This is a genomic window from Tautonia marina, from assembly GCF_009177065.1.
In the GTDB taxonomy this organism is placed as follows: domain Bacteria; phylum Planctomycetota; class Planctomycetia; order Isosphaerales; family Isosphaeraceae; genus Tautonia; species Tautonia marina.
In genome coordinates this window covers 32,843-55,652 of sequence record NZ_WEZF01000023.1, presented here as the reverse complement: position 1 = coordinate 55,652, position 22,810 = coordinate 32,843, and the positions used below count along the sequence as shown (strand labels likewise).

At 61.1% G+C, this 22,810-nt stretch carries 20 protein-coding genes; 2 read left to right on the top strand and 18 right to left on the bottom strand.

All coding sequences use genetic code 11. The features are described 5' to 3' along the window. Window positions 1-41 precede the first annotated feature (41 nt). The gene (locus tag GA615_RS28285; RefSeq protein ID WP_235905628.1) at window positions 42-401 is read left to right on the top strand and encodes a Trm112 family protein; all 360 of its coding nucleotides are present in this window, start codon (window positions 42-44) and stop codon (window positions 399-401) included. A gap of 126 nt (window positions 402-527) precedes the next feature. On the opposite strand, the gene GA615_RS22790 is transcribed toward GA615_RS28285, so the two are convergent. From GA615_RS22790 to GA615_RS22755, 7 genes are all read right to left on the bottom strand, one after another. Further along, entirely contained in the window at window positions 528-740 is a 213-nt protein-coding gene (locus tag GA615_RS22790; RefSeq protein ID WP_152053636.1) for a hypothetical protein, read from the bottom strand. A gap of 682 nt (window positions 741-1,422) precedes the next feature. Continuing rightward, window positions 1,423-2,079 (bottom strand): hypothetical protein, encoded by a 657-nt coding sequence (locus GA615_RS22780; protein WP_152053634.1) that lies wholly within the window; start codon window positions 2,077-2,079, stop codon window positions 1,423-1,425. Beyond that, window positions 2,076-2,447, bottom strand: coding sequence for a hypothetical protein (locus tag GA615_RS22775; RefSeq protein WP_152053633.1), 372 nt, complete (start codon window positions 2,445-2,447; stop codon window positions 2,076-2,078). Before GA615_RS22775 ends, GA615_RS22780 begins: the two co-directional genes overlap by 4 nt. Window positions 2,448-2,550: 103 nt before the next feature. Continuing rightward, window positions 2,551-3,693 (bottom strand): SU10 major capsid protein, encoded by a 1,143-nt coding sequence (locus GA615_RS22770; protein WP_152053632.1) that lies wholly within the window; start codon window positions 3,691-3,693, stop codon window positions 2,551-2,553. 73 nt (window positions 3,694-3,766) lie between these two features. Then, the gene (locus GA615_RS22765) at window positions 3,767-4,396 is read right to left on the bottom strand and encodes a hypothetical protein (RefSeq protein WP_152053631.1); all 630 of its coding nucleotides are present in this window, start codon (window positions 4,394-4,396) and stop codon (window positions 3,767-3,769) included. 287 nt (window positions 4,397-4,683) lie between these two features. Then, window positions 4,684-6,309, bottom strand: coding sequence for a hypothetical protein (locus GA615_RS22760; RefSeq protein WP_152053630.1), 1,626 nt, complete (start codon window positions 6,307-6,309; stop codon window positions 4,684-4,686). A 78-nt stretch (window positions 6,310-6,387) separates the two neighbouring features. Beyond that, window positions 6,388-7,929, bottom strand: a complete 1,542-nt coding sequence (locus tag GA615_RS22755; RefSeq protein WP_152053629.1) for a hypothetical protein — start codon at window positions 7,927-7,929, stop codon at window positions 6,388-6,390. Window positions 7,930-8,585: 656 nt separating this feature from the next. Between GA615_RS22755 and egtB the strand changes: the two genes are divergently transcribed. Next, window positions 8,586-9,893 (top strand): ergothioneine biosynthesis protein EgtB, encoded by a 1,308-nt coding sequence (egtB, locus tag GA615_RS22750; RefSeq protein ID WP_152053628.1) that lies wholly within the window; start codon window positions 8,586-8,588, stop codon window positions 9,891-9,893. Window positions 9,894-9,995: 102 nt separating this feature from the next. Here egtB and egtD read toward each other — a convergent pair whose 3' ends face one another. The 11 genes from egtD to GA615_RS22695 form a co-directional block, all read right to left on the bottom strand. Further along, window positions 9,996-11,009, bottom strand: a complete 1,014-nt coding sequence (gene egtD / locus GA615_RS22745; RefSeq protein WP_161602494.1) for an L-histidine N(alpha)-methyltransferase — start codon at window positions 11,007-11,009, stop codon at window positions 9,996-9,998. Between the two features lie 344 nt (window positions 11,010-11,353). Beyond that, entirely contained in the window at window positions 11,354-12,742 is a 1,389-nt protein-coding gene (locus GA615_RS22740) for a 6-phosphofructokinase (protein WP_152053626.1), read from the bottom strand. Window positions 12,743-12,877: 135 nt separating this feature from the next. Next, the gene (locus tag GA615_RS22735) at window positions 12,878-13,096 is read right to left on the bottom strand and encodes an RNA-binding S4 domain-containing protein (RefSeq protein ID WP_152053625.1); all 219 of its coding nucleotides are present in this window, start codon (window positions 13,094-13,096) and stop codon (window positions 12,878-12,880) included. Beyond that, window positions 13,074-13,796, bottom strand: a complete 723-nt coding sequence (locus GA615_RS22730; protein ID WP_161602493.1) for a CvpA family protein — start codon at window positions 13,794-13,796, stop codon at window positions 13,074-13,076. Before GA615_RS22730 ends, GA615_RS22735 begins: the two co-directional genes overlap by 23 nt. 115 nt (window positions 13,797-13,911) lie before the next feature. Continuing rightward, window positions 13,912-14,829, bottom strand: a complete 918-nt coding sequence (locus GA615_RS22725; RefSeq protein ID WP_152053623.1) for an SDR family oxidoreductase — start codon at window positions 14,827-14,829, stop codon at window positions 13,912-13,914. Continuing rightward, window positions 14,829-15,374 (bottom strand): inorganic diphosphatase, encoded by a 546-nt coding sequence (locus GA615_RS22720; RefSeq protein ID WP_152053622.1) that lies wholly within the window; start codon window positions 15,372-15,374, stop codon window positions 14,829-14,831. The genes GA615_RS22725 and GA615_RS22720 overlap by 1 nt, the downstream gene beginning before the upstream one ends. A 168-nt stretch (window positions 15,375-15,542) precedes the next feature. Next, window positions 15,543-16,028: a hypothetical protein gene (locus tag GA615_RS22715; protein WP_152053621.1), complete on the bottom strand. Its 486-nt coding sequence runs from the start codon at window positions 16,026-16,028 to the stop codon at window positions 15,543-15,545. Continuing rightward, the gene (locus GA615_RS22710; RefSeq protein ID WP_152053620.1) at window positions 15,994-17,544 is read right to left on the bottom strand and encodes a SpoVR family protein; all 1,551 of its coding nucleotides are present in this window, start codon (window positions 17,542-17,544) and stop codon (window positions 15,994-15,996) included. Before GA615_RS22710 ends, GA615_RS22715 begins: the two co-directional genes overlap by 35 nt. Window positions 17,545-17,711: 167 nt before the next feature. Then, window positions 17,712-18,818 carry a DUF444 family protein gene (locus GA615_RS22705; RefSeq protein WP_152053619.1) on the bottom strand — a complete coding sequence of 369 codons (1,107 nt, stop codon included), beginning with the start codon at window positions 18,816-18,818 and terminating at the stop codon, window positions 17,712-17,714. 211 nt (window positions 18,819-19,029) lie between these two features. Next, entirely contained in the window at window positions 19,030-21,090 is a 2,061-nt protein-coding gene (locus GA615_RS22700) for a PrkA family serine protein kinase (protein WP_152053618.1), read from the bottom strand. 373 nt (window positions 21,091-21,463) lie between these two features. Beyond that, window positions 21,464-22,792, bottom strand: coding sequence for a hypothetical protein (locus GA615_RS22695; RefSeq protein WP_152053617.1), 1,329 nt, complete (start codon window positions 22,790-22,792; stop codon window positions 21,464-21,466). Window positions 22,793-22,810 lie beyond the last annotated feature (18 nt).

Here is a 22,810-nt window from a genome sequence, read left to right as displayed (position 1 = left end):
GCTTGATGACGGACCTGGGCGATTGGGACGGGAGGCCGAACGTGTTCAGCCTGCTCACCAGCCAGATTCGACTTCCGTCTCCTGGCCTCGTCTTCCATAATGACGGCCAGACGCCATCGACGGGAAGCGACGACCGCCCGAAGGGGAGTCGCCAGCCAAAGAGGAACGAGGCTCCGATGATCAGCGAGGAATTGCTGTCTCTGCTTGTTTGCCCGATGGGCAAAGCTCCGTTGCGGCTGGAAGATCAGACGCTGGTCTGCTCCCGGTGCGGAGTTCGGTTCGCCGTCAAAGATGATATTCCGAACATGCTGATCGAGGAGGCCGAATTACCCGAAGGGTGTCATTCGCTCTCGGATCTTGCCTGCGTGAAGGCGGGCGATGCCAAGGTCGATCCGTCCTAACCCACGCTGCCATTTCAGGACGCGAGGGCGGGAGACTCGTCCTTCGTTCCCTCCCGCGGGTCGAACCCGCCCGCCGACGCCCGTTGTGGGTCGATTGGCGACCGATGCCGCTACGACCCTCGCGGCTCAAGGAAGAACGGGAGGGTCGGTCACATCGGTCATGCGCTGTTCGACCCATTGCAGGAGCTCGGTGGCATGGTTGGTCACGTCAACATGATGCCCCTCGCCAAATTCGAGGCGGACGAGCGGTTGGGGGTCGTCGGGATCGGGGGTCAGGTTCCGGATCATTGCCACGCGATCAAAATTCACATAGATCGAACCGATTCGGACCAGATTCATGAGAATCCTCCCAGTGGTGAGCCACGGCCCGGGGACGTCGCAGACGGATCGAAGAAGGCCTGATCCGTCGTGAGGTCACGGTCGGGGTCGGCTCGAAGGCGGGTTGAAGATCGGGTTACTCGGTTGTGATTGAAGAGGCGAATGAGGAGGGAACCAGGACGGAAAAGCTCCCTTTGAGTTCGCAGATGGCTTCTCCGCTGCCCGAAGAGAGGCGCGACTCGCCGCGATGAATGGAAGACAGGCGAGTGACACACCCTTCCCCAACGTTTGCCCCGTTCAATCGGGCGATGACTTCCCGGGTGAGGCGGTCGGCTTCGAGCAATCGGGCTCGGGGATGATTGGCTCGGACCCGAATTGTGACCCGGTAATGGACGAGACGAACCGCTCGCGAGGGATCGTCGGTCATCGATTCCGTCCATGAACCGGGCGAGACGATGGCAAGGGGGTTGGCGTGTGGCTCTCCGAGGGAGCGGTCGACGTCGTCGAGCAGAACGGTGCCGAAGAGACGAGTTGCCGCCAGACACGAAACGATCGTGTCGTAAGCATTACAGTCGGATACGCTCATGAGTCAACCTGTGAACTGCGACGCTCCCGAGGCGGCGAGCCTCGGGTACGTCAGAAAACGATGGTTCGGAACAGGGAGGGGGGGCAACGCGGAACGGAGTCATGGCCACGGCTCGGGTCATCGTGTCAGGCGAGTACCCAGTCGAGGGATCCGGTCGGGATGGATAAGGTTTTCACTGATGAATAACCGAGTCATCAATCGTTCGAAGCTGGCTTCGAAAAGCCTGGCCCGGATTGCGAAGGCCGTGTCGCCGTCTCGCATGATGGCCGCATAGCGACGGGCCAGGACCAATCGGACGACGGCATCGCGCAGAGAGATCCCGTCGAGACCAGGCAGGGAGGGAGTGGTGGTCCGGATGCCAAGCAACCCGTCGACCTCTCGGCTGGCCTGACTGATCTGCGGGTCGAGTGTCATGATTACGAACGAAACGTCGGCCAATCCCTCAGGGGGGGCGACGGGTTCACCTAACCCTGGAGCCATGCCGAGACGGCGAAGTTTCACAAAGTGTTCCCCCACCTCGGCCACCCCAAAAAGGGCTCCAGGGTGAGGGAATCGGTCGACGGGGGCGAGTAACCGAACCACATGACCCGGGTGGAGTCCCGAGTCGGTAAAGGTGACGGAACTGCAGTGGAGGGTCCAGCGATCCGAGGGATCGAAGCTGCCATCGACGCCAGACGCGATGCGCTGATCGTCAGGGAACAGAGGACCCACGTCGGAGGGGGAAAGCAAGGCGACTTCTTCGTCGCTTGCATAGTTGGTGTACGTGGTGTTCATGGTGCCTCGTGGGGGGTCGAATCGGGTGACGGTTTTCGGCGTCGAGATCGTTTCCCGGACGATTGCCTGGACGGATCCTGCGGGGTTGCGATGATGCTGTCGGCGCCACAGGCGGTTGCCACGGCACGAAGCATGGCGTCCGCGGCGTCGAACGAGATTTTGAGCTGGTGGCGGAACTCGGCCGCCTGCTGGAGGATGGCCGTGGCTCGGTCGCGGTCGGCCTCGACCGCCTGGGAGCAAAGAACCGCAAGAGCGGCCAGTGCTTCGACCCGTCCGGCAGGACCAGCGAGGTCGGGGCGGCCGGCGTGTTCGGCGGCGGCGGCGAGGAATTCCGGGTAGCCACGGAAATGGAATCGGGGTGGAGTCATGACTGCGTCCTTTGCGTGATCGCACGTCGCGATGCGAGCGAATGCTGGGGACCCGGAAATCGGGTCCCCAGCGAAAGCGTTTACCTGGCGGATTGGCGTGGCGTTAGCTTGCCGAGAAGGCGGTGATGCCTTCGAGCCAGGCGTGATGAGCCTCGTTCTCGACCTCGATGGCCCCTTCGGCGATCCAGTCGCCTTCGAGGGCGTCGCCCCGGCTCCCGCGAGGATTCCAGTACTCGTTGCGCTTCATGCGGAGCCGGACCTCGGAGCTGGTCAGGGCGATGGCCGTGAAGGGGCGGAGCAAGGGGGCTTCGATGAGCGAGATGCCGCCGAGGAAGGGAGCCTCGAAGACGTCGATCGGCAACCCGAAGACGTTGACACCGGCGTCGATTCGCTGGGCCGCGTGCCCCCAGATGGCCAGGCCGGTCATGAAGTTGGTCGAGACCATCAGAACGTCGGGCGAGCCGCCGTTGGCCCGGCAGCGTTCCAGCGTGTCTCGGACCAGGTCGCTCGGCTTGTAGCCGCTGCCGCTGGTCGGCGCGGTGATCCGGTTGGTCGTGAGCAAGGCTCGCAGGCCGCGCTGCTTCGGCCGACCGGAGACGGTGGGAGACTCGCCGAGGCCGTAGTAGCAGGAGACTTCCATGTCATCGAGCAGGTTCTGCAGGGCGTCCATTCGGTGCTGGTCGAACGGGGTCTGGATGCCGGGCGAGGTCTGATAGCCGAGGCTCGACTGGAGCGAGCCACCGACCTGAACCGGGTGCTGCCAGGTCTGGCAGTACTGGGCGATGCCGGTCGGCTGCAAGGCAACGGCGCTCTGGTTGATCTCGGAGCCGGATCGGCTGTTGCCGATGAGTCGGACCTCGTCGTCGATGGCCGCAGTGGCCGCGGTCGTTCCCTCCACGGCGCGGCGGACCTTGACGATGACGGTCGAGCCTTCCGGGAATTCGAGGACCTCGACGCGTTCGCCCGACGGCAGTTCCAGCACGTCGCCGATCATGAACGAGCTGGCATCATCGAACGCGATCTGTTCGTCGCCAACCGCCACGGCGGCGGTCAGGGTTGCGAGCCGTTTCCGGAACGCCCGGTTGACCATCGAGAACGTGGTGGAACCGACCGGCAGACGTGGCAAGCGGGTGACCAGGGGGCATCGGTTGACGAACCAGTTGGTGGCGACGACGTGAACGTCGTTGCGGATCTGGGCCTGGTGGTCGGACGCGCGCTGAATGCCTTGCAGGAACGTGGTGGACATTGGTCTGTCTTTCTCAAGTGAAGTTCAAGGAAACCATGGAATCGAAGGAACAAACGGTCGGTGGGATCATCCTTCAGAAGCGACGGCGGCCAAGCCCGATGGGGGCATCGGGGTCCTGGCGATTGCCCTGGAGTGCCTCTCGCCATCGCATCAAGACCGCTTCCCCCAGGTTCTTCGGTGGGGGGGCGGCCGGCGCGGTCGCGGTGGATCGGGAATCGCCGGGTGGCGTGGTCCCTCCCCGAGAACTCGGCCGGGAGAAGTGGGCATACTCGGAACTGGCCAGCCAGGCGTTGACGGCGTCGGAGACGGAACGCCCGTCTCGGGTTGCGACACGAATCTGGCCGGCGTCGTCGATGACCTCCAGCTCATCTCGCCAAAGCTTGATGAGCTGAGAGGCGGCCCCCTGAACCAGGGGACGGCTGGCCAGGACGGTGGCCAGTTCTTTTTCCTTGGTGGCGGTCTTGAAGGCTCGTTCCCAGTCCTCGGCCTTCTTCGACCAACGGGCGATCTCCTCCTCTCGCAGGCGATCATTGGCGAGGGATCGCTCGGCGGCTCGATCATTCGCCTCGGAGATCTTCTTCGCACTTGCGGCGGCCGCCCGAAGGGCTTCCAGATCCGACGCAGAGATGCTGACCATCTCGTCGGCGACCGGCGTCCCTTCGTCAGTGGTGTCTGGATTCAACAGGATGCGATACATCGTCATGATCCATACTCGGAGGTCGAGAAATCAGGGGCGGCGGTCGAAGAGTCCAAACGCCATGGGGATGACCACGGTGGTCAGGGCCGACAGCAGGAACAGACTGACGACCATGGCGGCGAGCAATTGCGGAATCATTTCGTGAGCCATGACAGTCCCCTCGTTTTGAGGTTCCGGAATGGCTCCGGCTCTGGCCCGAGTCGGGTCATCCGGACGTGTTTTGATGGTTGATTTCACGGTGAAGAACAGATTCGAGCGTGATGTCACCGTCCGGGCCGGTGACTCAAGGGTGATCAGAGAACATTGATGTCCTGGAAAACGTCGCGAGGGTCGATCTGGTCGGAAGGGAGGCCCGTATCTTGCCTCTGAGCTTTGCAGGCAAGGTAGTTGGCAATCTCCTGTTCGCACTCGGCATATTGAGGGTCGCTCAGACCCGGGAGGCAGAGGCGAAGCAGGCGGGCCAGCATCAGGCCTTCGCAGGTGGGCAGGGTACCAGCCCGGGTGGCAAGGGCCTGGAAGTCGGCCGTAGCCCGTGCCACCGCATCGGCGGTGTAGAGGTCGAACTCGGCGGGATACACGATTTCAATCGCGGCCACCGTCGAGACAGGGGGGGGACCATCGCTCAGGACCGTCAGCGCGAACTCGGCCACCACGCGTTCGGCCTGAGCGAGGACCCGGGCAATCTTGGCCAGGCGGTTGTTGCCGTCGGCCTGATCGAGCATCTTGGCCAGCCCCGACTGGGCACCGGCCTCTCGAACGGGAGTACGGATTAATGAGGCATCCCGATCGACGTCGTCGCGCAGGTCGGCCTTGTTCCGTCGGATCGACTCGGCGCTATCCTTTGGAAATTCAACGATGTCGAATCCTTCGTAAGTCGTCTGACCGCCCTGGGAGTTTTTCTTCTTCGGCAGGAGCCAGCCCGGCCCAATCGGCACCGAACCGTCCGGCTGGACGTAGTCTTCGGGCCCCTGGAGCAAGGGGTGAGCCTGGGTCGTGTCGGAGAGGATCAGCTCGGAGTCGCGGTTGTAATATTCGCGCTGACGTTCGGCGATCCCTTCATATCGAGACTGTCCGATGTTGCGGCAGCGGGGTTTGCGTCGATCAAAGAGCCGGATGATGGGCACCTGACCGAATGGGTGGGGCGTTTTGGCAAGAACCTCTCCATCCTCGGCATAGAGTGTGGAACCTTCACTCGTCCAGTGACGATAGCAGGTGTTGATCGTTTCGCCGGAGTCGTGACGTTCGAGGACGAGGCATTCGAGGTAGCGTTTCCCCTGGTCATCGAGCCGCCACCAGAGCATGTTCTCCGGCAAGATGCAGGAGGCAACGCAGGTGTCGAGCCCGAGTCGAACGACATCGGCTCCGGTTTCGATCGACTCGCCGGCAGGGGCGGGGGGATGATCGAAGCAGATGTCGAGCTGCCCCAGGGTCAGCAAGAGCGGCGCGACGGTTTCGGCCATCCACTGATCAATGGTGGTGCCGCATCCATCCACATCTTGCCACCAGTCCATCAAGGCGTCTGGTCCGGATCGCTTGACCTCCCGGGCAAACAGGCGGGCCAGATGGGTTTCAATGGCCTCGGCCAGGAAGGTCGGGACGGGAGTCCGGGCGCGCCGGAGTTCGTAATCGTCATCGGTGGCCAGGGTGGCGGGATCGGTTCCGAATCCGGAGAGCGGCGTGAACGGGTCGGTTCCCGGGAGGGGAGCGAAGCTATCGGCCTCTCTCGGATCGGGGTATTCACGTTTGTGACGAATCAGGTTGCGGACGGGCAACCCGCGTCGGTCGTAGCCATAGACGGCGTGGCGGTAACGCTCACCCCCTTCGAGTGAGTCGAGCAGCCAGCGCCAGCGCTGGTGGTGCTCTTGCCATTCCACGTGTCTGCGGCTGATCAGTTCGAGTGATTCACGATGGTGCATCATGGGAGTCTTTGGGCTAGCGAACGCGATGGTGGTGAGTCCTCTGGGGTTCCGGCTCCGTCCGATCGGCATCGCCTCGCATCAGAACACATTGCGGGCGGGAACGCGGTTCATCGTCGGTGGTGGGCAGCGGCCCTGCGGGTATCGAATTCGGAGCCCTCCTCGCAAGGCGTCGAGAAGGTCCTCGTGAGGATGCTGGGGGTCTTCGGGCTGATCGGTCCATTGGCCGGCCCGCTTGGCTCGACGATAGTGCTGGAAGGCTCGAATGGTGTCCTCGCAACGCGGGTGAACGAGCAACCGGGTTCCGCCGTCGGCCGGTCTCAGGAAAGATTCGACCAGGGCCAGACCGTCGGTGACGGACGCGCCGCTTGGCCAGAACTGAAGGTTTTTTAACCCCCCTCGTTCGTATTCACCCAGGACCGTGGGCCCGACGGCGGTTCTGGAATTGCCTGCCGGATCCGTGGAGGCGATGGCGATTCGGCCGTTGCAATGCTGTCGGGCGACTTCGAGGATGGCCCTCGCGTCGTGCTCGGCAGGGGTGTTGTCTTGAAGGTATTCGGCGAAGACGTGCACCTCGTCGACCATGCCGGTGGGAGTCGGTTTCGGCACGACCTGGAAGAAGACTGCGCCGGTGTAGACACCCGAATCGACGGCCAGATGCACCGGCCAGTTCGGGTCGTATTCCGCTGACGTGCAGACGTTGACCACGGGGTCGAACTCGGCGAACCAGAGGCCATCGGCCTTGGGGCCGCGGCAAAGGTAGTCGGCTTCGAAGGTCCGTCGGCTGACCACGCGAGCCTTCTGGATCAGGGAGTCGATTCCGTAGTGCCCGGTCGCTCGCTTGGCTTTCGGTCGGTTGAGCGGGTCGTCGTCGCGGTCTTCGTGGCACCAGGAGACGAGCGGACATTCGTGGCATTTTTCCAGGTTGGGGCCGCTTCGTTCCTCGGGGCAGCGTTGCAAGACCTCGAAGATGCAGAAGGAATACAACGGGAATTCGCCGGCTCGGGCTCGCTCGATGAGTTTCGACATCGGGCCATCGACACGGTGCCAGGTCGAGGTCATCAGAACCGAGGCAGAGGTTGATCCTCGATTCATGCACATGCCTAGCGCGGCGTCTCGGCAATCAGGGTCGATCTCATCGACCTCGTCGAGCTTCAGGCTCGGCACATGAGGCCCTCTGACGCTGGTGGGTGAAGCGGCCAGCACGCGAACCTCAGAGCCGTTTGCATAAATCGCCTTGGATTCAGTGAGTTTCTCCAGAGCCGGGTCGTCTTGGGCCAGGTGGGCGAGCGCTTCGTGGGCCTGTTGCGACTGAGCGAGACTGCCGCCCAGGAGTCGCGTTCCATGCTCGGGATCGAACCGGCTCGTCAGGTGGGTTTCAAGGGCTGACAGGTACGACTTCCCTCCTCCTCTGGGACCCAGAACCAACGCGACCGGAGGGCGATTGAGGAAGACGTCGGCGAAAAAACGCCAGGGTGACTGATGCCCGCGACAAACCGCTCGGTGCGGAATCCAGAGGCCGGCATAGGTTCGGACCCATCGCCGCAAGCTCCGCTCAGAGTCGGGGCGCGACTCAAGTCCGATCTCGAGCGATTCGGGTTTTTCTCGTGTTCGTTTCGGCATGGTCGGACCTTTGCCGAATGGGCACCGTCCCTTTCGACGGGAGGCGACCGATAGGGCATCGTGGACGTGGCCCAGACCCGAGCCGGGCCGGAGCGGTTGATCTTGGTGTCTTACACGCGGAATTCCAGAACCGTTGGCTGTCTTGAGCTGCACCTGAGCGAGCGATGACCGAAGGCCGAACTTCAAGAGGGTGTGATCGTGGTGTTGCGTCTGGTCCGATGTCGAACCAGGTCAACTCCGTCGCAACCCGTTGGCATCTCATCTGCACGTCAATTGAGGAATCCCCATCGTCAGCGACGCGACAATCCTCGGTTGTGCCTTGACGTGAAACGCTCCCGCACGTTCGGATTCTTCGGGGTACCGCTCGGCAATCATCGTCGAACGGGATCAAGCAGTCGTTGCAAGAGTCGGTTGAGAGCCTTGGAGGGACTCATTGATACCAGCCCCGGCCCTCGTGAGTGGTGCAACCGTCGTGGCGTTCTATTCTTCATCATCGTGAGAAAGGGCAGGCTTAATTGCGTTTTTCTGAAAATCTTTCTCAAGTTTTTCCGTCGCGACGAGTCAGCCGGTCATGGTGGACGGCTTGACGCCTCCGTGAGGGGGCTCTAGAACAGGTCGTGAGACTCTCCTCGAAGGTCAGCCATCCGGAGTTCGCAATGACGTCATCGCCCCACACCTCGCTTCCGGCAGCTGGCGGCTCGACGGACAATCTCCCTGCATCAGATGTCCTGATCCAAAACTTCACCTCAGTCCGACACACCTCGATTGCCCTCTGTGAGCCGCTGAATCCCGAGGATTTCGTCGTGCAGTCGATGCCGGACGCCAGCCCTGTCAAATGGCACCTGGCGCACACGACCTGGTTCTTCGAGGAATTCATTCTGGCTGCGTTTGCACCAGGCTATCGCGTTCATCATCCTCAATTTTCATATCTGTTTAATTCTTATTATAACGCGGTCGGTCAACGGCTTTCCCGTGCGCAACGAGGACTCATCACACGCCCCTCGGTCCAGGAGGTTTTCGAGTATCGCGCCGCGGTCGACCGAAGCATGACGGAATTCCTGGACGGCGCTGACCTGGACCTGCTTCATCGTATTCGCCCCTTGCTGACCCTTGGCCTGAACCACGAACAACAACATCAAGAGCTCTTGCTGACCGATCTGAAGCACGCTCTGTGGCATAATCCGCTTCGCCCGGTCTACAAACACCGAGATCCGGCTTCGATGGAAAACGCCCCCGCACTGCGGTGGTTGGCCTATCCCGAAGGCGTTCGATGGGTGGGTTATGAGGGAGACGGATTCGCCTACGACAATGAAGGTCCCCGGCATCGGGAATTCGTCAACGGCTTCCGTATCGCATCACGACCGGTCACAAATGGTGAGTACCTGGCATTCATGGCAGATGGCGGCTACTCCCGGCCTGATGCCTGGCTCTCAGATGGCTGGGCCACCGTCCAGCAGCAAGGATGGGTTGCACCTCTGTACTGGGAGCGTGAGGGGGACGAGTGGTGGACCTTCACACTTGCGGGAATGCTGCCAGTCAATCCCGCTGAACCGGTCTGCCACGTCAGCTATTACGAGGCCGATGCGTTTGCCCGATGGGCAGGCGCTCGATTGCCCACCGAGGCTGAGTGGGAGACAGCGGCTGATGTCGCCATCTCCGGGAATTTCCTGGACTCGCGCCGCTATCATCCCGCTCCCACCATCTCCGGTACGGACACCGAACCGGACCAGTTTTTCGGGGATGTCTGGGAATGGACGGCAAGCGCTTATCTTCCCTACCCCGGGTTCCGTCCCGCCTCGGGAGCTGTTGGAGAATATAATGGAAAATTCATGTGTAATCAGCAGGTGCTTCGGGGAGGATCCTGTGTTTCTCCCCGAGATCACCTTCGCCCGACCTATCGCAATTTCTTCTACACAGATGCTCGCTGGCAGTTTTCCGGAATCCGGCTTGCTCAGCTGATCTAAAAACAAATATTTATGTGTTGATATTTATTGGTGCGTGTGTGTTATTGTGAGAATGAGGGACGGTCAATGTCGTCCCTCATCGGTGTGCTTTGCGTGGGCACGTCAAGACACATGCCATCGCTGGACGCGATAATATCCATCCGGATCAGTCCATGACGTTTCCTCGACAAATCGAGATCGCTTGGCAAGTTGATCGAGAAGAGTCGGTGTGTACTTGTGAGAATTCTCGATATGAATCGATTCTCCTGATCTGAATGGCACGACAAGATCAAGCTTTGGAATGGTAACGATCTGATCGGCCTCGCTGATCAGACGCATCTCAACGCGATGATGCTCGGCAGAGAACCGAGCTTCATAGCGAAAGCAGTCGAGATCGAAGTTGCCGCCGAGTTCTCGGTTGATCCGCGTGAGAATGTTCTTCCCAAATCGGGCCGTCACACCTGCGGAATCGTCGTAAGCCGCTTCGAGAACCTTCGCATCCTTGACCAGATCCGTGCCGAACAGAAATCGGTCATCGGTCGAGAGGGTTGTCTGAATCCGTCGCAGAAGTTCGACGGCATCCTCATCGTCAAAGTTGCCGAGACTTGAGCCAAGGAAAACGAGAAGCTTGGGGCCTTTGATGCGATCGGCCACAACACGCAGAGCAGAGTCGTAATCCGACACGATACCGGTGACGTGCAATGCTGAGGAATAATCGTCGATCAGAGTCCGGGCCGATTCTTCGAGAATGGTTTCCGAAATGTCGATCGGAACGTAATGAAGGGAGCCGTAGCGTTCGAGAGCGGCCTCGATCAATCGGCGCGTTTTCGTGGAACTTCCGCTCCCCAGTTCGATCATGGTGGGCGGTTCGTCCCAGCCATCGACCATGTTCTCGGCGTGGTCTCGAAGAATCGCGTCCTCGGTGCGGGTCAGGTAATATTCCGGTTGATCGCAGATCTGTTCGAACAACTCCGAGCCGATCGCGTCGTAAATAAATCGGCAGAGTAAGTACTTGGGTTGATGGGTGAGGCCGCGTTTGACCGTCTCATTCAGTGTTTCGGATTCAAACACCTCGGACGGTTTGACGCGGATTAATTCCAGACGGTGTTGCTTCGGATGTGAAGTCTGAATCGACAAAATGAACCTCGAAGAACGTTGCAATCGTTCGTCAGCAAAGTCGTTGATGGAGCGGCCGTTGTCCCAACATGTCATTGGGTCACGAATGCTTCAGGCGGCTGATGACGATGAGTAGAACAACATCCCACCGGCATGATAGTGCTCCCGACGAACGTCGGAACCACGACCCGGCTGAGACCTTGAAATCACTCGTCTCCAGGAAGTCCGCTCCATCGCACACCACGTTAGAACCTAAGCAATCAATGTCCCAGGGGCAAGTGCTCGGCTCAAGAATCAGACAATTGCTTGATCTATATTTGTGTGGGAGAGGTGAAGAAATCAAGGGAATGTGCATTTTCAAAATGTCATGATGAGATATCTGGATCCAGGCGTCGGATGCGTTTGCTGATGTGGAAGTTGACCGAATCGTAGGGGCGAACCAGATGCCCGGTGTCGAAGAGGGGACGTTGGCTTTCCAGGTCCTCGGATCCGAGGGCTTCGGAGAAAATGGCCTGAAGGTAAGCAACCCCCTTCGGCGAGGGCTGAAATCGCTTCTCGTCGTAGAAGCATCCGGAGAGGGGCCGAGCGTGGATGATCCCCCAGCGATCTCGGAGGCGGTTCGCGTCGATTCCTTCATGAACGAACCCGCCATTGCGATATTGCAGGGTCGCAATGTGGTTGTGTCGGCCCTCGACCAGCAAATCCACTGCCTCTCCGCCGAGTTGCGACGCCTGGAAGCGGTCGAACAGGATGGGGCGGCCGCCGCGCTGGGTATGGCCGATTTTCCGGCAGAAGATCGCTGCGTCGGCACTTTCGTTGCGGCGCTTGCGGGTGAAGAAGGCGTCTCCCAGGTGATCGACCAGGATCTGCTTGACGGCCTCGGCTGCCCCTGAATATTGCAGATTGCCTGCCGGGTCTTTGACCTGTCGGACGGCGCCGAAGTTGTTTCCCTGTGCGTCTTTGATCCCTTCGGAAACGCAAATCAAGGCGTGTTTCTGACGATCGAGAATCTCGGTGACGCGAGCCACCACGGCCTCGGGGTCCACCGCGACCTCGGGGACCAGGATCATGTCGGGCTGGCCGAAGGCCGTCCCCAGAGCGATCATGCCACAATCGCGACCCATGACTTCGATGATGGCAATGCGCCGGTGGCTTTCAGCGGTGGTCCGGATTCGGAGCACATTCTGAACCGAGACAAAGACAGAGGTGGCGTAGCCGGGAGTGGCGAAGTTGACCATCTCCTCCAGATCGAAGGCACGCCCCGGCCGCTTCGAGTAGCGGAACCCGACGGCGGTGTCGGGGTCGGGTTCCCGAACGAATTCGTAAGGCTCGTCCGGGTAATTCAGGCCGAGATCGTTGTCGATGGTCTTGGGTGCCAGGACCACGGGAAGGTAGTCGCAGAGGGCCTGCATGCCGTTGAGGGTTCCATCGCCGCCAATGCAGACGAGACCTTCGATTCCGAGCCGATGGAGGCGATTGACGACGCGTTCGATCATCTCCCGATCGTTGGCTGAGACGTAGTCGCGCGACGCCCCAAGGATCGTACCTCCCCGCGCCGGGTCAAGCTCCGGAATGGTCTGGAACAGGGGGTTCAGGTGAACGTGAGGCACTTCCGGGTTGAGAAGGCCCCCATAGCCCTTGATCAGGCCGACGATTTCAATGCGGAGTTGATTGGCCCGGGTCACGGCGCCCGCAATTGTCGCATTGAGGGCGGGGGTGTCCCCTCCGGCGGTCAAGATTCCGATCCGTTTCATGATTCCTGCTCCGGTCGGCGTGGCAGTTGGTGAAAGCTGACCCGCTGGCGGGAGAAGGTTCCGCGGGCCGACGTGATCGGCGAGCGAGAGGAGGGGCCTCGATCGAGGCAAGGAGCGGGCGACGGCTCGACGCCGTCAGACCAGATGGACGGGGGGGGGAGGCTCATCAATGTCGAGCTGGACCGAGTCTCCGACCGACATCTGACGGCGTTTGCGAAATTCGACCTCGCCGTTGACACGAACCAGGCCCTCGGCGATCAGGGCCTTGGCCTGACCGCCGTTGTCGACCCAACCGACACGCTTGAGGACCTGAGTCAGATTGATCGGTCGATCACCGACGGGAAGTTCGTTCATGGCCGAGGCCCGATTCTCCATTCCAGCCGCCTTGCAAATGGTCGGCAAAGGCTTTCCCGGCTTCCGCCCCGGCCCGATCGAACATGCTCCGTAGCAAGTCCGGATCACTCTTGGCATCGAGGGACAGTGCGCCGAAGCCGGGCTGATCCTGCGAGGTGTCGGTTGCGATCTCCCAGTCCGGCGTCACGTCCTGCGGCGTTCCGCGGTCGAGGGCGTCCCAGTACGGTTGAAGCATTGTCCGGAGTTCGTCAGGAAGGGCGGGTTGGGCGAGCTTCAAGGTGTGATCGACCGCCTGCCCGGCGCGACTGGTCAAGATCGGGGTCCGACTCTGGGGAGCAAGGCTCACGATGAACACGGTCACCACGATTCCCAGGACCGCCCCCTCGATCCCTCCGAGAAGCATTCCCAGATGCCGGTCGTAGGCTTCGAACTTCCATCGCCTCAGGGTCGCCCGGATCGACCAGGCGACCCCGAACACTCCGGCCGAAACCGCCACGTAAAGCACGAGCATCGCCAGAGCCCGGGCCACAATCGGTTGGCCCGGAAACTGAGGAGCGAGTTGCGACGACACGGGAACAGCGACCGCATAGCCCAGCCCGAGCGAAAGGATACTCGCCAGTTGCCAGGTAATCCCTCGCCAGGCTCCCCAGATCATTCCGGCGATGATCACTCCCACCATGGCAAAATCATAAGGTGTCATCCGGACCCTCCGTGCTCCGGTTTCCGATCGAACGTCCATCGCCCTCAGGCTTCATCCTATCCGGGCGCTGTCCAGGGAGGAAGGCAAGCTTGCGATTGCGGAGGACGAGGACACCTCATCCCAACCCGGGAGCGACCCTTGGATCGCTCCATGCTTCGCCCAGGTTGAGTCGTCGAAGAAAATCGTCGATGGAGAGCGAAACGGGGCGCATCAGGCCGGGCAGGACCGCATTGAGCCGGGGAGTCAACAACCCTCCTTGCAAGGGGCGCGGGGCGCCTTGACCCAGCTCCGCCGTGGGCTTTGAGGCGATCGGGGACGGGTCGAGTCCAAAGCCCTCGGCGATCGCTTTCGCGAAGTCGGGACGGCTCAAGACCTCGGGGCCGGCCACATGAAAGAGGCCGGAGTGACCGTCCTCGATCAGTCGAATGACGGCCAGGGCAACGTCGGGTCCGTAGCTCGGGCTTGAGCGTTGATCGGAAGGGACCATGACCGGCTCTCCGGCGATCAGGCGCCGGATGACCTGATAGGCGAAATTCTTCCCCTGACGTTCCGGACCGTAGACCCAGCTTGTGCGAGCGATGAGCGCGCGATCTCCCAGTTCCCGGGCGATCGCGCGTTCGGCGTCGAGCTTGGCAAGGCCGTAGACGTTGGGAGGATCGGGGGGAGATTCCTCAGAATCCGGCCCGTTGGTCCCGCGGAAGACATAATCCGTGGAAAAGTAGACGAACCGACCCCCCAGATCAGCCGTCACCCGAGCCAGATTGAGCGGCTCGTCCAGGTTCGACGCTCGGGCCGTGGCCGGGTCGTGTTCGCAACCGTCCACCCAGGTAAACCCGGCCGGGTAGAAGACAACCTGCGGACGCTCTTGGCGCACCCAGGCCACGGCCGCCTCTCGGTCCGAGGCCTTCAGCGGGTAGAGGCCCGGGTAAGCGACCGTGGCAAAAGTGCCCACCGCGTCGTGGCCGCGATCGGCCAGGTGCCGGAGCAGCCAGCCGCCGATCTGACCCGAGCCGCCAATGACAATCGCCTTCATTACGATCGGAACCCTTTGCGGCGCAGGAAGCTATAACGCTGGAGCGAGTCCTCGATGATGGGTGAGGTCGTTGCCGCCGGCTGGAATTCATCGACCTCGACGGCCTTGCCCTCCAGGTACTTGTAGTCCTGGAAGAACCGGCGGAGCATTTGAAGCCGATGAGGAGGCAGTTCGTCGGCCTCTCGGAAGCTGTTGAACTCGGGGTCACCAACCGCCACGGCAAGAATCTTGTGATCTTTCTTGCCCGAGTCGATCATCGTCATCAAGCCGATGGCCCGGGCGGTGACCAGGGTCATCGGGGCCAGAGACTCCTGGCAAAGCACGAGGACGTCGAGCGGGTCGTCATCTTCGGCATAGGTCTGGGGAATGAAGCCATAGTTGGCGGGATAATAGACGGCCGAGTAGAGGACTCGGTCCATGCGGAGCAAGCCCGTGCGCTTGTCCAGCTCGTATTTGATGTTCGCCCCCGTCGGAATCTCGACGATGGCGTTAAAGACCATGGGCAGATCTTCGCCTGGGGTCACGTCGTGCCAGGGGTGGAGCATCGGCGAGAAGGGCCTCCGGAGATCGAACCGAAATGGTCGGGCTCCTTCGGCCCGACCGGATCGAGCCCATCATACCAGGAAGCTCCGCGCAAAGGAGCCATCCGAAGGCCGATGTCTGCCAATCTCCTCCCCTGATGTTCGAAACCGACGGCGAACCGTTCGGTTCGGTCAACGGTTATGAGCGGTGTCCGCCAGGTCGTCCGCCAGACGTTCAAGGACTTCCCGGGTCAATTGAAACGGGCTTGCCTGCCGTTTCCGGGTCTGGGCATCGAACGAAAGGCGATCGAGCCGAAGGGTCCCGGTCTTGTTCAGCCGGACCTCGTAGTAGGAGCGCAACTGGCCCCTGGGGGTTGGGGTCTGGCTACGCAACTCGACCTCGCCTCCCTGAGCGTCCACCTCGATGACGACCAGCGGTTCCATCAGGTAGGTGACCTTCTTGGCGAGCCGATCTCCCCAGTCCCTCAGATCGTCAATGGTCCATTCTGGTCGACCGGGGTCGATCAGCGCGAAGTCGAGGTGTTCGAGGTTCACGCCGACCGGGGTATTGGAAACGACGTGCAGCGTCAGCGCGTCCGGCCCGTCCTGGGCCGAGACGATGCCGGGCTGGTCGGGCCGGGCATCAAGCTCGGCGGCGATCGCGGTGCTCAGGCTCATGGGACTGGCCTCCCAGGGGTCGGATCGTGTGATCCGTCCCGTCGAATGAGAGAAGGGTGGGACGCCCCTCGACGCAGGTCTCCAACTGGACCGGGCGCGTCCAGAGGCGATGCAAGTGCCGAAGCGTGTCCTGGGCGTGGTCAAGCTTCAGGTCGACGCCGAAATACTCTTGTTCCAGGTACAGTTCACCTCGGTTCCGGTAGTTGCCGTCCTTGATGCGGATGATGGGCCGACCGAAATTGGTCAGGCCAAAGAGGAGACGCTCCTTAATCTTCTTGAATTCGCGGCTCTCGATCTCGTAAAGCTCGGCCTGATCGTTGTGCCGGAAGCTGAACATTTGATGCCTTCGGCAAAAGTCGGGCGTGAGGAAGGTGTCGATGAAGGTCACGTCGCTATGAATGCGCCGCACTTCAAAAATCTTCTGACGGCCGAGGCCGGCGCCGGTATCCCAGGTGCGTCGCGTTTCGTAATCGTCGCACGACTCGTACTCGGGCCCGAACTGACCTTTATCCCAGCGTTCTTCGATGTCGCGTAACAGCTCAATGCCCAGCTTGTACGGGTTGAGGCGGCCGGGCTGGGTGGCCATGGTGCCGGAGTGGTGGTCGGCATAATCAACCAGCTCCGAGCCGTCGAGCAGGCGGGTCGTCATCATGGTCGAGTGCCAGTAAGAGGCCCAGCCCTCGTTCATGATCTTCGTCTGACCCTGGGGAGCGAAGTAGTAGGCTTCCTCCCGGATGATCGCCAGCACGTCTTGCTGCCAGGCATTCAAAGGGGCATGCTCAAGGAGAAAGAGCAGGATGTCTCGTTCCGGTTGCTCCGGGAATCGTCGGGCCTTGGCATGTTCCGCCTCGCGCTGACGGGCGGCTTCCTTGAGGGCCTCCGGGGGGTTGACGAAACTGTCCATGTAATCCTTGCTGCGGAACTTATCCGAGGGCGGCGTCTGATCGGCCTCGTTCGAGAAGTCGTAACGATTCGGTGCGTCGCGCCGCTTGATGAATGGCGAGTGAATGTCGATCAGGCTGTCCAGGCAAAGGCAACTGTCGATGAAGTTTTCGACTGTCTCCTCGCCGAATCGTTCCATGAACGATCGGATGCGATTGCCGTGGTTGGCCATCTCGTCCATCATCTTGCGATTCGTCGGCGCGAAGCAGATGTTGTTTTTGAAAAAGTCGTTATGTCCGTAGACGTGTGCCATCACGAGTTTTTGATCAACCGGCATATTGCATCGCAGCAGATAGGCGTAGCAAGGGTCATTGTTGATGACCATTTCGTATATCTTCTGCAAGCCGTAGCGGTATCCTTTGGAGAGTTGTTCATATTCCATGCCGAACCGCCAGTGCGGGTATCGGGTTGGGAATCCTCCCAGGGCGGCGATTTCGGAAAGCTCGTCGTAGTCCAGTACCTCGAAGATGGTGTCGTAGAAATCGAGGCCAAAGGAGCGGGCGTGTTCCTCGATCTCTACCTGTAAGGCCCGGAGGTCCGCCGGCAAGTCGTGCTGAGTACTGACGAAAGACATGATGAGTCGCGCTCCGCGAGACGTTCCGGTCGAAAGCAGCGTCGGGTGGCTCGGCCGATCGGAAGATGATCTGATTCACACGCGTCCGGGGACTGCAACAGGGTGAGCCGGGTCGGCAAACGGGGCATGTCTACGATCGAAGGCCGAGAGACTGGTCAGGCCGGCGTTCAGCGGCCTCGGCCGAGAAACTCCTTGATCGAGTCGTAGATTCCTTCCTTGTCGCGAATCTCCGAGAGGGCCAGGTTCGGCTCGTTCTCGAAGGCGTCCTCCAGTTCTCGAATGAACTCGCCCGAACCATAGGGGCTCTCAACCTGGCCATAGCCGAAGAGGTTGCACTTGGGAAGCAGACCTTTGCGCAAGAGTTCCACGCAATGACGATTGTCTTCTCCCCAGTTGTCGCCGTCGGAGAAATGCAGGACGTAAATATTCCAGTCGGCCGGCGGGTGGTCGGCCTCGATGATCTTGTGGGCCAGGCGGTAGGCCGAGCTGATTCGCGTGCCGCCGGACTCTCTCGTGTGGTAGAAGGTGTGCTCGTCGACCTCCTTGGCTCCCGCGTCGTGAATGATGTAGCGGGTGGTCACGCCGTCGTACTGGCTTCGGAGCCAGGTGTCGATCCAGAAGGCCTCGATCCGGACAATCTCCTTCTGGTCGTCCGTCATGCTGCCGGAGACGTCCATCAGGTAGAGGACGACGGCGTTGGTTTGCGGCAGGTAGATCGGGTTCCAGGAGCGATAGAGCTTGTCCTCTCGGACCGGAATGACGATCGGATCGTCTGGGTTGTAGGTGTTCGAGGCGATTTGTCGCTTCAGGGCCTTCTTGTAGGTGCGCTTGAAGTGCCGAAGGCTCTCGGGACCAGCCTGTCGGATGCCGGTGTAGCGATCCTTCTCCTCGATGATATTGGCTTGTCCTTTGGGCTGGATGCGGGGAAGCTCCAGTTCCTCGCCGAGGATCTCGGCCAGTTCGTCCATGGTCAGTTCGACTTCGAGGATGTGCTGGCCAGGGCTGTCGCCCGCCTGGCCGGCCCCTTCCTCGCCGTCTCCGGATCGACCGATCGGCTGACCGACGTCGCCGGGACCCTGGCCGACCCCGCCAGACCCCTTCGGGCCGTAGCGGAATTCGGGCAGGTCAATCGACGGCATCGGGATCGAGACCAGCTCGCCGCCGGTCTTGCCGATCATCTCGCCGTGCGTGATGTACTTCTTCAGGTCCGCCTTGATCTTGCCGCGGACAATCTGTCGGAAGCGGTTCTGGTCCCGCTCGATTTTCCGTACCAAGGCCCACGCCCCTCGCCACTGTTGAGATCGGGTGGGTTGCCCGCCGGCGCGACGAACCCGTCGGCGCGGCAGGAGCCGCCCCATGCCGGGACAACCCGCCCTGCCTGCACGATGCGAAAGAACCGGGGAGCTGACATCCACCGCCGATCGGTCGAGATGGCCCACGGTCTTGGCCTGCACCGGGGGCCATCTCGGGGAAGGTCTGGCCGGCTTAGCCGCCGCCGCGCTTCACGTCTCCTCGGGCGAAGATGCTGGCCACGTAGTTCAAGACGTCGGTGGCTGAATCTTCGTCGTAGCCGTAGTCTCGGATCAGGCGACCCTTGACGATGTCGATCTTCTCCTGCGTGTCCTTGTCCACCACGCTGGAGACAAGACTCGTCAGCTTGATCGTATCCTTCTGGTCCTGGAACAGTTTCAGTTCCAGGGCCTTTTGAAGTCGTTCGTTCGTCTTGTAGTCGAACGTCTTGCCATCGAGTGCCAGGGCACCGATGTAATTCATGATCTCCCGCCGGAAGTCGTCCTTGCGGCTCTCGGGAATATCGATTTTCTCCTCGATCGACCGCATCAGGCGCTCGTCGGGTTCCTCCGGCTGGCCGGTGTACTTGTTCTTGACCTTCTCCCGCTGGGTGTAGGCTTTTACGTTGTCGATGTAGTTGCCGCAGAGCCTCGTCAGGGCCTCCTCGTCGGCGGCGATGGCACGCTGGACCTCGTTCTTGACGACATCCTCATATTCTTCCTTCACGACCGCCAGCAGATGCTTGTAATGTTTGCGGACTTCCTCGTTGTTGATCAACGAGTGGTGCCTCAGACCCGACTCAAGCTCGTTCAGCACCATGAACGGGTTGACGGAACGCTCCTCGGCGTGGGCGACCAGGGCGTTGGAGATCTTGTCCTGAACGTATCGAGGACTGATGCCGAGCATCCCTTCGCGTTCGGCCTCTTCCTTCAGTTCCTTGATGTTGTCTTCGGTGAAGCCCGGCAGGGTCTTGCCGTTGTAGAGCTTCAGCTTTTGCATCAAGGTCAGGCCGGCGTTCTTCGGTTCCTCCAAGCGAGTGAGGATGGCCCACATGGCCGCCACTTCCAGCGTGTGAGGCGCGATGCGCTTGCCGGTGACGCGGCGGCTGTTGTAATCCTTTTCGTAAATCTTGATCTCGTCGGACAGCTTCGTGACGTACGGCACGTCGATCTTGACGGTTCGGTCGCGCAGGGCTTCCATGAACTCGTTTGACTGAAGCTTCCGATATTCGGGCTCGTTCGTATGCCCGACGATCACCTCGTCGATGTCTGTCTGCGCGAACTTCTTCGGCTTGATCTTGTGTTCCTGACTCGCGCCAAGCAGATCGTAGAGGAACGCCACATCGAGTTTTAAGACCTCGATGAACTCGATGATTCCCCGGTTGGCGATGTTGAACTCGCCATCAAAGTTGAAGGCTCTTGGGTCCGAATCCGAACCATATTCGGCGATCTTGCGGTAGTTGATATCGCCGGTCAGTTCGGTGGCGTCCTGGTTCTTCTCGTCCTTCGGCTGGAAGGTGCCGATGCCCACACGGTCCTGCTCCGAGAGCAGGACTCGACGCACGCGAATATCCTCCAGGACCCGGGTCCAATCGCCTCCATATCGCTCCAGACGTTCCTTGAACATCTGCCGGCAATACGGATCCAGCTCACCGACGATCCGAACCTGGAAGTCGTCCGGGCCGCGGCCGGCGTTCAATTCCGCCAGGAGATCGGCCCGATACTCGGGAGGAATCAGGTGCAAGGGTTCCTCGTGCATCGGACAGGGAACCCAGTGAAGCTCGCCTTCGGGGCCATCCTCTTTCCAGTCGAACGTATAGAGCGCTCCGTCGTCGGTTTGAGAGTAGAACTCCAGCCCTTTCTTGAGCAACCGGGCAATGGTGCTCTTGGAACTGCCGACCGGTCCGTGGAGCAAGAGCACGCGACGTTCGGTTCCATAACCCAGGGCGGCACTCTTAAGCACGTTGACCAGATTCATCAACGGTTTTTCGAGTCCGAAAATGGCGTCGTGTCCGTCTTCGATCGGGTCATCGAAGAACCTGTAACGGACAAACTTCTCCTTGTGGATGATGATCTCTTCGGTGCCGAAACTCAAAATCATATCATAGACCCGCTGGTACGCGTTGCGCGTGACCTTGGGGTCCTGGGCGACGATCTCAAGATATTCCGAAAACGTCCCTGTCCAGTGCTTCTTCTGGTATTCCGCCAGGTTCTGGCGGCGAGCGATCTTGGCAATCAAGTCCGATCCGGCCGTCATGCGGTGTCCCTCCTGACTGCTCGGTGCCTCCGGACGCGACGGGCGACGCGTTGGACGACGCATTTGGGGCGCACGAACGCGTCGGGGAGGCAGCGCGAGCCTTCTCCCACGAGCCAACCGGCGCCTGCGCAGGGGGCGATGAACCTCGAACTGAGGCGATTCCGAATTGTCAAATGTGTCGTGGGGGATGGGCCCGGCCCGGGCGACAATCGACGAATGATGAAACGCAAAAGCTGGTCACGTTGGCGGGCAAAACAGCCGGAGCAGCGGGAACAAGACAGGCTGCTCGGTTGTCAGGCCCGGGCCTGATCGACTCCTCTAATCCTCACACCCGGTGGCGTTCATGTCAAGCGCAACACGTCGACCGTGATGATCACGAGACCATCGGCAGCGCTTCGGAAACCTCCCCGGAGGACGTCGATTTCGACACCACCACCGAGCGATTTCCAAGCTCGACCAGGGCCGCGAGCAGGCCCAGGCCAACCACCAGCGTGACGTAGTGCGCGTAGCTGTCGGCCGCTGGCAACACCCAGGGTTGGGGGGGCAAGGACAGGACCAGCACGTAGGCCAGACCCACTGGAAAAGCCGCCGCAAGCCCTCCCAGAAAGAGCGTTGCGACCAGGTGTCCTCCCTCCGCTCGGAGCAGGCGGCCGTACCCTCTCAGCGCGCCTCGCCACCCGCCTCGACACCAGGGAGCCGCGCCGACCAGACCCACCAGGGCGACGGCTGCCCCCTGCATCGTCAACAGGCCCCAGCCTCCCAGAACCGGGGCAAGTACCGATCGAGCAATGCCATCGGGGACATACGGAAGCGACAGATATCCCATCGTGGCCAGATAGCGAGCCGGCATCACGACCAGACATCCCAGGATCGCCGCCGGGAGCAGGGCGAAGATGGCCGCGACCTCGATCGGCTCGACATCGCTCGAACGCTCGGCTCGGCGCAGCTCAACCAGGACCCAGGATGCGAGGAGACCGTCGGAGATCAGCATGACGACCGGAACCACCAGGGGCTCGATGTACAACCCGCCGACGATCGGCAGATCGTCGCCAGACGCCACCATCGCAACCAGCCGGTAGAGCCCATACACCGAGGCCGCAATCCAAGAGACGGTCACCCACCCCGGTTTGACCTCGACGTGCTCGTCCGTCTCGTTGGTTCGCCAACGATCGCCCGAGAACCGGAACGCCACAAAGATGGCGATTCCGAGCAACACCAGGAGATCCGCCAGGCTGAACAGGTCGCGCAGTGGGGTCAGTCCTGCCAGAATCCCCTGTTCCACAGCCGCCTCGGGGACGGATCGGGTCCGAGTGAGCAACGAAAGATCTGCCAGGCCCGACGGCCTCCTGTAGCGCAGCAACAGCGCCGAGGTCCACGAGATTACCGACGCTCCCAGCAAGATCATCACCAACCGGGCCGACGCCCGCAGCCGTTCCACCGCCGCGCCGAGCAACCGAATATGCCCCGGCAGATCGAGCAATTGTCCCAGGGCTCGAACCGGTCCCTGAAGGACCAATGCCACCAGTAAGAGCACCAGCAGCCCGAGCATCCAGGCCCAGAATCCCTCGGATCCGGGAACCGCCCAGGCCGAGGAGAGGGTCTGGCCCCAGAACCAGCGACGAAGCGCCAGCAAGGGCATCTCGAACTCGTCGGGGACGGTCTGTGCCCAGAAGATCGGAAAGCGCAGCAGCAACGGATTCAAGGCGTCGTCTCCCGAGCG